The 13,195-nt window shown below is 38.1% G+C and carries 11 protein-coding genes and 1 pseudogene; 10 read left to right on the plus strand and 2 right to left on the minus strand.

Going from position 1 to position 13,195, the window contains the following annotated elements; translation table 11 throughout:
• Positions 1 to 129: 129 nt before the first annotated feature.
• A complete protein-coding gene (locus tag ACIROD_RS15770) occupies positions 130 to 900 on the plus strand; it encodes a GH25 family lysozyme (protein ID WP_402941985.1) in 771 nt (256 codons plus the stop codon).
• A gap of 46 nt (positions 901 to 946) precedes the next feature.
• On the opposite strand, the gene ACIROD_RS15775 is transcribed toward ACIROD_RS15770, so the two are convergent.
• Positions 947 to 1,126, minus strand: a complete 180-nt coding sequence (locus tag ACIROD_RS15775; RefSeq protein ID WP_034313120.1) for an H-type small acid-soluble spore protein — start codon at positions 1,124 to 1,126, stop codon at positions 947 to 949.
• Positions 1,127 to 1,355: 229 nt separating this feature from the next.
• Here ACIROD_RS15775 and blaOXA point away from each other — a divergent pair, with 229 nt between their 5' ends.
• From blaOXA to ACIROD_RS15805, 6 genes are all read left to right on the plus strand, one after another.
• Complete coding sequence (gene blaOXA, locus ACIROD_RS15780) at positions 1,356 to 2,168, plus strand: class D beta-lactamase (RefSeq protein ID WP_402941987.1); 813 nt, start codon at positions 1,356 to 1,358, stop codon at positions 2,166 to 2,168.
• A gap of 248 nt (positions 2,169 to 2,416) precedes the next feature.
• Complete coding sequence (locus ACIROD_RS15785) at positions 2,417 to 3,166, plus strand: TerC family protein (RefSeq protein ID WP_402941989.1); 750 nt, start codon at positions 2,417 to 2,419, stop codon at positions 3,164 to 3,166.
• 392 nt (positions 3,167 to 3,558) lie between these two features.
• A complete protein-coding gene (locus tag ACIROD_RS15790) occupies positions 3,559 to 3,720 on the plus strand; it encodes a hypothetical protein (protein WP_402941991.1) in 162 nt (53 codons plus the stop codon).
• Positions 3,721 to 4,028: 308 nt separating this feature from the next.
• Positions 4,029 to 5,132 (plus strand): endospore germination permease, encoded by a 1,104-nt coding sequence (locus tag ACIROD_RS15795; protein WP_402941993.1) that lies wholly within the window; start codon positions 4,029 to 4,031, stop codon positions 5,130 to 5,132.
• Positions 5,104 to 6,615, plus strand: a complete 1,512-nt coding sequence (locus tag ACIROD_RS15800) for a spore germination protein (RefSeq protein ID WP_402941995.1) — start codon at positions 5,104 to 5,106, stop codon at positions 6,613 to 6,615. Before ACIROD_RS15795 ends, ACIROD_RS15800 begins: the two co-directional genes overlap by 29 nt.
• Positions 6,615 to 7,754 carry a Ger(x)C family spore germination protein gene (locus ACIROD_RS15805; protein ID WP_402941997.1) on the plus strand — a complete coding sequence of 380 codons (1,140 nt, stop codon included), beginning with the start codon at positions 6,615 to 6,617 and terminating at the stop codon, positions 7,752 to 7,754. The genes ACIROD_RS15800 and ACIROD_RS15805 overlap by 1 nt, the downstream gene beginning before the upstream one ends.
• Before the next feature lie 157 nt (positions 7,755 to 7,911).
• Here ACIROD_RS15805 and ACIROD_RS15810 read toward each other — a convergent pair whose 3' ends face one another.
• Positions 7,912 to 9,051 carry a LuxR C-terminal-related transcriptional regulator gene (locus tag ACIROD_RS15810; protein WP_402941999.1) on the minus strand — a complete coding sequence of 380 codons (1,140 nt, stop codon included), beginning with the start codon at positions 9,049 to 9,051 and terminating at the stop codon, positions 7,912 to 7,914.
• Between the two features lie 272 nt (positions 9,052 to 9,323).
• Between ACIROD_RS15810 and ACIROD_RS15815 the strand changes: the two are divergent.
• The 3 genes and pseudogenes from ACIROD_RS15815 (at position 9,324) to ACIROD_RS15825 (ending at position 13,027) form a co-directional block, all read left to right on the plus strand.
• Positions 9,324 to 10,075: pseudogene (locus ACIROD_RS15815) on the plus strand (SDR family NAD(P)-dependent oxidoreductase).
• Between the two features lie 54 nt (positions 10,076 to 10,129).
• On the plus strand, positions 10,130 to 10,873 hold the full coding sequence (locus tag ACIROD_RS15820) for an SDR family NAD(P)-dependent oxidoreductase (protein ID WP_076368734.1): 744 nt from the start codon (positions 10,130 to 10,132) through the stop codon (positions 10,871 to 10,873).
• Between the two features lie 492 nt (positions 10,874 to 11,365).
• Positions 11,366 to 13,027: an amidohydrolase gene (locus tag ACIROD_RS15825; RefSeq protein ID WP_402942001.1), complete on the plus strand. Its 1,662-nt coding sequence runs from the start codon at positions 11,366 to 11,368 to the stop codon at positions 13,025 to 13,027.
• Positions 13,028 to 13,195: the final 168 nt, after the last annotated feature.

Raw genomic sequence — 13,195 nt, forward strand, 5'->3', positions numbered from 1 at the left:
TACATCATTTATATTTGTTTTAACTCAATCAAATATTTTATTATAAGGTGGGCAGTAGGACTGAATATTTCCTATAAAACTCATAAATATTTACCACCATAGGATTGTTTCCTTGAGGAGGTCATTAATATGGAATATATAAAGGGAATCGATGTTTCACATTGGCAAGGTGCTATTGATTGGGAGGAAGTTGCAAAGGAAGGCGTGAAGTTCGTGTTCATTAAAGCAACAGAGGGAACGAGTTATTCCAAGCTATCCTATTTCAAAGAAAATGCACCACAAGCATTGTCAGCGGGATTGAAAGTCGGGGCCTATCACTATGCGAAGTTTGCAACTATTGCACAAGCAAAGGCTGAGGCTGCTTATTTTTTAGATTCTATCAGCTCTTTTGCTTTAAATTATCCTGTTGTTCTTGATCTTGAAGAAAATAAAAAAAAGGCAAAGAAAAAAACGCTGACAGATGCAGCAATCGCGTTTTTGGAGGCTATTGAAGAAGCTGGATACACGGCTATGTTGTATACTGGTAAATACTTTCTCGAAAATACTTTAGATGAATCAAGGTTGACGAAATACGCTTTGTGGATTGCCAGATACAACAGCACGTTGGGACGTAGCACAGATATATGGCAGCATTCTGATTCAGGTAAGGTAAGTGGGATCAGCACAAAGGTGGATTTGAATATAGCCTATAGGGATTTTACAAATACAATAAATACTTTTAGGACGCACAACTCCCGTGCATTGAAAACTGAAACAACCACAACTTATACTGTAACAAAAGGCGACACACTTAGCTTCATTGCAAAAAAATATAAAACAACAGTAAAATCTCTTGTTAGTCTTAACGGAATTAAAGACCCCGACAAAATTAATATCGGTCAAAAATTAAGGTTGAAATAAGTAAAGGCTCTTCTCATTACGAGAGGAGCTCAGTTTTTAATGAATATTATATTTCTTTAAGTTCGTCAATTGCTACGTCTGATCTTTCCTCTAATGGGCCTCTTAGATGTACTGTAGCCGTTCTTCCATCTTCATTTAAATTATCAATCCATACTGAAGTGCCATTATATCTCACCTCAATGTCAGATGAAGAAGAAAGAATCTGTTTTACACGCTTAGCATCCATATAAATCCCTCCCTTAATTAGTCTACCTATTATTTGGGAAAAGCCATAATTTTATTCATTTGATTAATATTGCAACTAAATCATAAAAAGCGCAATGATGTTTAACTTTCATATTTATCTGCCGTGACTTTTTTTAAAAATTAAGCATGTAAAGATGAGAATTCTTAATCTTAAAAATATTGAGTTTATCTGATAGAATGGATAGGATTGTAAATAATTTTTTGAGGTGATGAATTTGAAAAAACGCAGGCTTCTGGAAGCCTTTTTAATACTTATTGGCGCCTCCGTTATATTTACATGCGTTCAGCAGCCAAGTGGAGCCAACGCCGCCAAAGACAAACTCAATATTAAGAAGCTCGACGTCGATGAATTTTTTGCTGAACGTGAAGGTACTTTTATATTACGTGAAGTGAAAAAAGGTAAGACTTTTATCTATAATAATGAACGGGCCGAACAAAGATTTGCGCCGCAATCGACTTTTAAGGTGCCTAATGCACTTATCGGATTGCAGGTCGGTGCCGTCGAGGATGAATATGACATTAAATATTGGGATGGCGTGAAAAGGGAAATTGAGATATGGAACAAGGATCATACGCTTGGGTCTGGTTTAAGGAACTCCGTTGTTTGGTATTATCAAGCAATGGCCCGTGACATTGGAGAGGGTCGAATGGAGGAATGGATTCATAAGATTTCTTATGGCAACCAAGATATTAGTGGAGGGATAGATCAGTTTTGGCTAAGCAGCTCACTCAAAATTTCTCCTATTGAACAAGTGGATTTCATGGCAAATTTATATGGAGAGAATCTTCCTTTTGATAAGGATGTCATGAAAACCGTTAAAAGGATGATGATCCAGACTGAAGGGGACAGCTATACACTTTACGGAAAAACAGGGCAGGGGACAAACATTGGCTGGTATGTTGGTTTTATTGAAACAAAGGGAAGTGACTATGTTTTTGTAACGAATATCTCCGGTACATCGGCAGAAGCTAGGGAAATCACAAGGGACATTTTACAGAAATATCATTTAATGGCTGAATAGGTTTTGATTTGGTGATTGCCGAAGTGAGAAGATAAAAATGCCAATGTAACTTTGGCTAAGCAAAAAAGAATATAATATAGAGCTAATGGATGCTTACTATCAATAGGTGAGTTGCTTCGTTCAAACAGGGCTAACGGGACGGAAGGTTTGAATAAGGAAGTAGATAAGATGGGACAATATTGGAGGAGAAAGTGTTGTTGGGTTTGAAGTCATATACGCATTCTTATACATGCTTTTAGGGGGGTATCATGGAACTATCGTTATTATTGGAATATGGCTGGGTATTAATCATTCTAATTTTTTTAGAAGGTTTATTATCTGCTGATAATGCATTGGTTTTAGCCATCATGTCAAAGCATTTACCACAAGAACAGCAAAAAAAAGCGATTAATATTGGGTTGCTTTTGGCTTTTATATTTAGGATTGGTGCAATCTTCATCATTTCGTACCTTTTCCATGTTTGGCAAGTTCAAGCAATTGGGGCTGCATATTTGATTTTCATTGCATTAAAGCATTTACTAAAAAGGGACCACGGTGACAAAGAAAAAAAAGGGAAAAGCTACCGTATGACCGTTGCGCAAATTGCATTAGCTGATATTGCTTTTGCTATTGATTCCATTTTAGCTGCAGTCGCTCTTGTCATTGCCTTGCCAGATACACCGATGGGTGATATAGGAGGTATGGATGGGGCTAAATTCATTGTTATTTTATTAGGAGCAATTGCAGGTTTAATCGTCATAAGGTTTGCTGCAGGATACTTCGTTAAGATACTGACGGAGCGGCCTAGCCTCGAAACGGCAGCCATGTTGATCGTTGGTTGGGTAGGGGTAAAGTTATTGATGCACACCCTTGCGCATCCAGCCGTGCACATTATTTCTCATGATTTTGTTGAAGGACCGATTTGGAATATAATCTTTTGGTCAGTCATGCTTCTTATTGCAATAGGCGGATGGTTTTTATCTGGAAAAACAGTGAAAAACGATAAGCAAAATGACTAATGTTATAAGAATCAATAAGAGTTTAAATAGTTCATTAATTCCCTTATTTTAATAAATGAGCTCCTTGGGGTTATTTTTTGTTAACGTTATGTTTGCCAAATAAGAATTTTAGATCGACTTCAAATTTGAACTGCACCTCCAATTGTTAGACATCATTCTAACAATTGGAGGTGCTTTTTTGCCATTGTTGCCATTTACCAGGGCCTTCCCGGCGGCAGTATTGCCTTGTTTGCCATAATCATTATCACCCTTATTTTTCTTTCAGCTACTCTAGACTCTTCGTCATTCACAGTAGCAAGCACAGCATCAAAAAAGGTTGTCATTAGATCAAGAGCCAGCCGGATGGCACAAAATATTTTGGGCTTTGGTCATAGAACTTTAGCGTTTTCATGATGTTTGGTGAAGGACTGCATGCTCTTCAATCAGTAGTAGTCATTACCTCCGTTCCACTCATCTTAATTATGGCGATGGCATCGATATCTCTCATTAAATGGATTAAAGAGGATCAAGCAGAAAGCAGCAGTATAGAAAAAACTATCAATGAAAACCTATAAAGCCGCTTAAAGTATCATTCATACTCGGAGGATACAGTATAAGGGATAAACGCCAACAGGCACCAGCTTAAAAACAGCTGGTGCCTGTAGTGCGTTCGATGAGACCGTACAAAACTTTTCTGATTTGTAAACAAAAAATGCTTCTCTAAATTATTTATCGCAAAGCCGATGATAAATGGCAGTTGATTCAGCGGAGCTTATTGACGGGAGGGGACGTTCAAATACCTATCTGTCCATTAAAGAATTGATGCACCGTATGAATAAAAACAAAAATGCCTCCTCATATTAAAAGAGAGGGGATGTGTCACATGATAAAAAGTATATCTACTTTTCAAGCAACAATGGTACTGATTCTATCTATTGGGTTGATGAACCATGTTATCGTTTTGCCTTCACTGCTTGGTGCATCCGGAAGAGATTCATGGATAAGTACTTTAGTCACCGGGATGCTTTTTTTATTATGGCTTCCCATGGTTTATTGGATAATAAATAAAACAAAACAGCAGCATATCATTGGCTGGCTTCATACTCACAGTCACCCGCTCGCCGCCTGGACCATAAAAATCCTTCTTTTCTTCTATATTTCATTAAACTTGTTTGTCACTTTATATAGCACATTTTCCTGGGTAAACAGTACTTATATGATTCAAACGCCAGAATATATATTATTTATACCTTTCATTATCCTATGTTTTATTGCTGCAGAGGCTGGAATCAAAACAATAGCCATTGCCGGAGGATTGGTTTTACCCCTTGTTGTGGCACTTGGATTTATGATAATGACGGCAAATATACAGTATAAGGATTACTCCTTGCTTTTCCCTATTTTTGAAAATGGAATTACACCTGTTTGGGACGGGGTCGTAATACTAGGTGGAGGTTTTACAGAGATATTTCTTCTCGTTTTGATTCAACAGTTTGTAAAGACAGAAATAAAGTTCAGGAGTTTACTTTTTTTAGGTTTATTTCTTTTGTTTATCAGTATGGGACCCATAATAGGGTCCATTACAGAGTTTGGTCCGGTACAGGCTGCAAAAATAAGCAATCCTGCATACGCTCAATGGCGGTTACTAACCATGGGTAAGTATTTGAACCGGCTGGATTTTTTATCAATATACCAATGGCTTTCAGGTGCATTTATCCGTGTATCGTTATCGATATTCCTAATGGGGGAACTGTTTCAAATTAAATCAAAGAAAATAAAAAATATTGTATTGCTTGCTATATCAGTCTCCTTAATCATTGCGCTTTGTATACCAATCGATATTCCAGCATACAGGGATTTTACGGAACGATATTATTTTAAATTGAGCGTGATTAGCATTTTGGTTATAACCTTTTTTATTAACATGGTCATTTTTTTGAAAGAAAGGGTGAAAAAGAATGGAGCCTCTATTGAACAAGTCAAATAAGGGGAGTTCTTCGGAGATCCAACTAAAGACGGAGTATTTCAATGAATTATTCGGAATGAGCTCGGATGTAAAATTCAAAAAGCATACCATTACATCTGAAGGGAAAACCGATCCGCCCCTTATTTGCACTTTGATTTATTCAGAGGTGTTGGTCGATGTCAAAAAGTTGTGGGAATCAGTAGCACGGCTTGAAGGTAGTGTATTCATAAATTCTAAACTGAAGGAAGAAGAGGTTATAGAGGATCCTCAAGACGAATTTAAAATCAATAGGGTTTTCCCTTCCTCCACTATAAAAGAAGATGTGGAGGAAAACGTATTTTCCGGGATGGTCCTGATGCTATTTGAAGAATTGGAAGTATTATTTATGTTTTCCCTACCAAGCATCCCGAATCGAAGTCCCGAGGAAACAAGTAGTGAAATTTCCATCCGAGGTCCACGTGATGGATTTATTGAAGATATCTCTGTTAATTTAGGGTTGATCAGAAAAAGATATAAAACTGCATCACTCGAAAATCAAGCATTTACCATTGGCAAAAGGAGCAAGACAAAAATCAATTTATTATATGTGAAGGATGTTGTAAATCCAGAAACCATTGAAAAAGTAAAAAGGAAAATTTCCTCAATAAATACAGATATCTTGTTGGGAACTACTGAACTTGAAGAATTTTTATCAGGCAGTAAGTTCAACCTGATCCCGTTTTTTGATTATACAGGGAGGCCGGATTATGCTGTAGCCAGTTTAAATAATGGGCGCTTTGCCATTTTAGTGGATGGGTCACCAACTGCCTTAATTGGACCAGGTAATATTACATTATTGTTAAGGGCGGCGGAAGATCGTCATACTCCATCTTACTATACAAATTTCGAATATTTCTTTCGCATTATCGGACTGGTGATATCAATATTCCTGCCAGGCTTTTATATAGCACTAATATCATTTCAATTAGACCAGCTCCCCTTCCCATTTTTGGCGACGATAACCGTATCTAGATTTGGGTTGCCTATATCACCTCAACAAGAGGCCTTCTTGATTTTGGGTTTATTTGAGTTGTTTCGAGAGGCAGGGATCACACTCCCCAAAGCAATCGGTCAATCACTGGCCGTTGTGGGTGGATTAATTATAGGGGATGCAGCAATTAGAGGAGGGATTACATCCCCGACGATGTTGGTGGTGGCAGGTACCACTGCGGTAGCCACCTATACATTAATCAATCAATCTTTAGGTGGAATTGTAAGCATGGCCAGGTTTTTTGTATTATTCCTCTCTTCTGTTTTAGGTTTATTCGGATTCTTTCTCGGTGTTTTCTCCATTGTCCTTTATTTATCAAGGCTGCAGATTTATGGTTTACCTTACTTAGCGCCTATATCACCACTATCCTTGAAAGATCTTCTAGGGGGCGGTGTCTTTGTGAAGCCATATCTCTTTAGAAAGAAACGAGCCGAAATGCTGAAAACTAAGGACAGAACAAAAGGAAATCGCTAATGAAAATGATCCTTAGATTTATACTATTCGTAATGAGCCTTGCTCTTTTAAGTGGCTGCTGGGATGCCAAGGATATTCAAGATATTCAATATATAAGTGCAATGGGAATAGATTATCAGAATGGGCAGTATGTCATTTATGTGCAGGTGACGTCTTTTGCCGGTGTGGCTAAACAAGAAGGATTGGAACCAAAACCAACACCTGTTTGGGTCGCCAAAGGGCGAGGGAAAACAATGAACGAGGCCATGAATGACATTTATAAAAGGTCAAACCAGTATATTTATTGGGCTCATGTTAAATTGATCATTTTCTCTGAAAGTTTACTAAAACATGGATTGGTCAACGTAAACGACCCCATTTTAAGATTTCAGCAAATTAGGGAAACAACTTGGTTATATGGAACCGATGATTCCTTAGAAAAGATCCTCTTTGTCAATAGTTTATTCGGCTCTTCAGTGCAAACAAGCATTTTCAATCCGAAGGATATTTATAAATTAAGATCCTTTGTCGAACCCATCCGGATCCAAAGATTTTATACGCAAAATTATGAAACAGGAATGACAATAAAACTACCGAAGATTTCGTTAAAAAATGAGGTATGGAAAGCAAAAGAAAAAACACAGAACACCGTAAAACTATCAGGGACCTATTTTATTAAAAATAATCAGCTAAAGGGGGAGATAGCAAATAAACATCTTGGGGGGATGAGATGGTTAACAAAATCAACGGTAAGGTCCCCAATTGGAATAAAAATCAATAAAAACAAAAATGTTCAAATATCTCTAATGAGGCCAAAATTCAATATAAAGCCTATCTATGTAAAGGATACAGTCGAATTCGATATTTCAATTGAAGTAGAAGGTGCCGTAACGGATATGGAAGAAAACATCTCCTTACACCATCTTAAAGAAAAAATACAGGGGGCATTAGAGAAAGAAATTAGGGATACGTACAAATATGCTCTTGAAAAAAATATAGACATCTATAATTTAGAAGCAGTTATCTACAGAAAGGATTTGAAAAAATGGAAAGAAGTTTCTAAAGAGGATTTTAGCCTTAATGAAGGATCCATCCGTAATATTCAGGTGGATAGTGCTATTAATATAACAGGCGATTATAAATATGAGTACATGAATTGATACCTTCAGAAGTGGATCGCAGGCTGCCATGACAGAATCTTTCTTCAAAGTCGTTTCCAATGATTATGATATGGCAGCTAATGTAAATGATATATTCAACAACTAACTATGTAAGGATTTATTTTGACTTTACATAACGATTAAAGGAAATCAGATTTTACTTTAATAGACCAAAACGAAATCCATAGACTACGACTTGTGTACGGTTCTTGGCTTTAAACTTTGTCATTAAACTGCTTACATAATCCCTTATAGTATGCTCGCTTAATTGCAATAATTCGGCCATCTTTTTATTGTTATACCCCTCCGCCAGCAAATTTAAAATCACGGATTCCCGTTCCGTCAATTGTTGATTGGTATAAATGGATACCTCATCATCCTTTCTTGATAAATATAAGCCTAACCGTTTTCCGACCTGTTCAAGTAATGTCAGTTCATCTTTTGAATAATCGAATTCCTCGCCTAATTGATCAAAGGTCAGCCAGCCGAAAACTTGCTGGTCATGAACAATCGGCACAAATATGACAGTTGAAAGATTAAACAACGTTATATGTTCCTTTTTAATATAATGATTGGGATTCTTTAAAAATACAGGCTTTTTTGAATTGAAAACAAAGGATTGCTTCAAGCTGAGTTGTCCTCTCATGCTTTGAACCTTAGGCAGCTCCAATCCAATGGTGCCGTAAAATTGATTGGACCAAGGAATATAAGCATAAAAAACACATCTTTTATAGTGAAAGAACTCTTCACATTTTTTTAGGATATGAGCAAAATCCTTAATTCCTGATGAGTTAATTAGAAGCTCATCTAATTGGTCCAATAGTTGCAGTCTTTTAAGTTCAGCATTTTCTTCGTGGGATTTTGAAAGTTGCATGGGTTCGACATCCATCCATTTGTTATAGCTATGGATGAGGTGAGAGAAAATGGATAATAAAAACATTAGAATGGAAATGGTATTGGCATGTTTCAGGTTGGCCATTAAGGTAACGATGGACTTTTCAAAGATCAATCGGAACATGCTGAAATGGTTCACATTTAAAATGGGCAACTGTGATTGAAGCCATGTTTCCAAATACTTATCGTATGTTTCATTTATGTCTTCGATGTTTGGAGCGGATAAAAATAGTAGAAATGATTCCAGTAATGTTTGAATCATCTTACGTTCATTTTCTAATATAAGGGGCTCTAGATTCAAATAAATATTGATATTGTCTTCAATCTGTTTGTTATGACTTTTTATGAATAATATGAATTGCTGAAACGATATCTCTTCATAAGCATTAGCGGGCTGGGTCATACGAGTCTCTTCTCCTTAAACAAAATACCCCTATATAAGGGGGATACTTACCCTATTATTATACGGCATATTATAGGATAGTATTTCATATTGCGAGGAGTAAAATAAAGGCATAGACAGACAATGAAGCTTTTTTTAGCGGCATTCCATTTAAAGTGGTGGACAATTGTTAAAGTTAGCTTTATTTACTTGCCTAGGGAGAACCTCTATGGATGGAGATTTCCGGTGCTCAAGGAATCTGTTGCGTAGAAAATAAGAAAAGGGGTAATATGATGAGACTTGAAAACAAAGTGGCCATCATTACAGGCGGGGTACAGGAATAGGGAAAGAAACAGCTTTGTTATTTGCTAGGGAGGGAGCAAAAATCGTCATCACTGATATAAATCAGGAATCCGGTGACCAAGCTGTGAAAGACATTCAGGCAATTGGCGGAGAGGCCCTATTCATCCGTCATGATGTCAGCAATGAAGAAGATTGGGAAAGGGTTGCAAAGGAAACGATTAATACTTTTGATAAGGTGGATGTTCTGTTCAACAATGCGGGTATTTATATCATTAAACCGGTTACGGAGATTGAACTGGAGGAATGGAATCGTCTCATGTCGATTAACGTGACCGGCGTATTCTTGGGAATGAAGCATATTATGCCACTGATGGCGAAACAAAATATAGGTTCAGTCATTAACGCTTCTTCCATTGCAGGCTTGATTGGCGCCCCTGGTCATGTTTTATACGGTGCAAGCAAGGGAGCGGTTCGGACAATGACTAAAGATGCTGCCATCGAGTATGCTTCAAAAGGGGTCCGTGTAAACTCGATTCATCCAGGATATATCGATACCGGGATGGCGGACTATGCATCTGAACAAACTGGCAGTACAAAAGATGAATTGGGTAAAGAATTCCCGTTGGGACATCTGGGCAGCGTCAAGAATGTGGCGAATACAGTGCTTTTCATTGCCTCGGACGAATCTTCCTATACGACGGGTACTGAATTTGTGATAGATGGCGGAGCGACTGCACGCTAAAAAAACTACTTTTCTAACGGATATTAGAAACTAAAAACTAAGGAGTGTTTAGAGATGAGATTAGAAAATAAAGTGGCAATCGTAACAGGGGGAGCAAGCGGGATTGGAGCAAGCACGGCTCAATTATTTGCAGAAGAAGGAGCAAAGGTGGTCATTGCCGATTTTGCTGATCATGGACAGGCTGTGTCAGAAGAGTTAAATGGAAAAGGGTATGATACTCTTTTTGTTAAAACTGACGTGACGAATGAAAATGACGTAAAGAATATGATCGAAGAGACGGTTAACAAATATGGAAAACTGGATATCATGTTCGCAAACGCAGGAATTGCAAGAGACGGAAACATTCATGAGTTAAGCTACGAGCAATGGCAAAAAACGATTGATATTAATTTATCCGGTGTCTTCCTATCAGATAAATATGCGATAGAGCAAATGCAAAAACAATCTACTGGCGGCGCCATTGTCAATACAGGCTCCATCCATAGCCATGCTGGGAAACCGGGGGTAACAGCCTATTCTGCTGCGAAAGGCGGGGTCAAACTGTTAACACAAACGTTAGGTTCGACTTATGCGAAAGATGGCATTCGTGTCAATGCAGTTTGCCCTGGATATATAGATACACCACTTATTGCCGAAGCACAAGGTGAAATAAGACAAGGTTTGATCGATTTACATCCAATCGGCCGTTTAGGCAGGGCGGAAGAAGTGGCGAAAGCCGTTCTCTTCCTCGCAAGTGACGATGCATCATTTGTTACAGGCACAAGTCTTATTGTGGACGGCGGATATACCGCAGTATAAATTTTAAGGATTATTCGCTAGGTCTCTCAATCAGTCAAATTAGGTTTGAGGTTCCAATTAATAGAGCTTCTTCTGTAAGATGAGTGGTGTTCATACACCCAAATCATAACTGGAGGGCTTTTTTTTACATATAAATGTATAAGGATTTAAAATGTAGATATAGTGATATATTCCGAAACCCTACCTTTTAGTTACATAATAATCTATCGACTTATATTTATTGTTATTTTTAGAAAATATTGAAAATTATAAATTTAAATGTTTTAATGTAACTATGCCTTTTATACTGGTTCGGACGACGTGATGTTAACACCACTAGTAAAATGGGGTAAATCTATTGTTTCATTCTAGAAAGGATGTGTCATTTTACTCCTGATTGACTTGTAAGTATTTGCCCTATCTATTCAGTATTTCCATCTGTCAGTTTGCCAAGTTAGTACTATGACGAAATGAAGTGGATTTAAAACCAAAAAAAGGGAGGGACTTTATTTTATGATAAAAATCGATCTTTTATTTAAAAATGCAAATGTGCTGACTCTAGATAACAGGAATCGCCGGGCTAGGTCAATTGCTGTAGCAGATGGGAAAATTGTCGGGATTTGGGATGAGTGTGAGCCACCTAAAAGTGCAGTGGAGTTTACAGCAAGCACTGATGTTGTAGATTTAAAGGGAACCACCCTAATTCCAGGCTTTATCGATACTCATAACCATATTTTAATGTATGGATTAACGATGGGACAGGTGAACTGCGGTACACCGCCCAATCAATCCATAAAAGATATTTTAGAGGTGATTGGTGCAAAAGCAAAAGACACTCCCGATGGCGAATGGGTAAAGGGATATGGCTATGATGATACGCTTTTGTATGAAAAGCGCCATGTTACACGGAGTGATTTAGATAAGGTTTCGCCAAATAATCCTGTAGTCATCACACACACTTCAGGGCACTTATCCGCAGTAAATTCGCTTGCCTTGCAATTCGCAGGTTTAACTGATGATGTTTCTGATCCCCAGGGCGGACATTATGGACGGGATGAGAACGGAAGACTTAATGGGGTAATTTATGAACCAGCGGCAATGGCACCAATAAATAATCACATACCGCAAATGACAATTGGGCAACAGGTTGACATGATAGGAAAGGCTTCAAAAGATTATGTCGCTCAAGGAATTACCACAAATACAGATGCTGCAGTTGGATTTAATAATTTGGAAGATTTAGAGGCTCATCTTAAAGCGGCTGAACAAAAAATTAATCCGATGCGAACGAGATTGATGATCATGCATCAGCAGCTTCGTGAAGGAGCGCCATTCGGGGGTTATTCTCCAGCTCAACTGGATCTGGAACTCAGGGAAAGGTCTGGGGGACGGGTTAAATTAGATAGCGCAAAAATGTTTCAGGACGGCTCCATACAAGGATTAACAGGAGCTTTACGTCTTCCATATTATCAAAATCAAGATGTATATGGAGATCTCATTCATCAGCAGGAAGCATTTAATGAAGAAGTCTTAGACCTGCACAGACGAGGATTTAGGATCACAACGCATGGAAACGGGGATCGTGCGATCGGCTCGATATTAGCGGCATATGAATTTGCTTTATCCAATAGCCCTCGTACAGGGCATCGCCATAGAATCGAACATGTCCAAACCGCGACCACCGAGGACATCATGAAGATGAGGGAACTTGATGTAGCCGGATCCTTCTTCATCAATCATGTATATTATTGGGGAGACAGGCATAAACAAATTTTCCTGGGTCCGGAGCGTGGAAGGCGTATAAGTCCGTTAGCTGAAGCTGTTGCACACAATTTATTGTTCACCCTGCATTCCGATTGTCCAATTACCCCAATCTCACCCCTATTTTCAGTATGGGCTGCAGTTAATAGAATAACGAGAGAAGGTCATGTTTTAGGCCCAGAACAGCGTATTGATGTAGAAACAGCTTTAAAGTCGATGACTATTTTTGGCGCAAAACTAAATTTTGATGAGTCACGATCAGGCAGCATAGAAATTGGAAAACAAGCAGACTTTACCATTCTCGAGACTGACCCTACAGCTGTTCATCCAGAAGAAATTAAGGACATAGCAATTCTGGCCACCTTCATAGATGGAAACCCAGTATATGGACAAGAAAAGGTAAAGACTACTTAATTTCTTACCGGAAATTTACTGCGTATAATCAAAAAAGGAAATCCTATATGTTTGACTTAAGAGAACCGATTATCTTTGAACCCGCATCCTCGACATTAGATACTCCATGATCCTGTTTCCTTAGAGTTTAAAGAATCGCGATGAAAATTAAAGCTAAACTAGGGGGCT

The organism is Peribacillus sp. NPDC101481 (assembly GCF_044767165.1).
GTDB lineage: Bacteria > Bacillota > Bacilli > Bacillales > DSM-1321 > Peribacillus.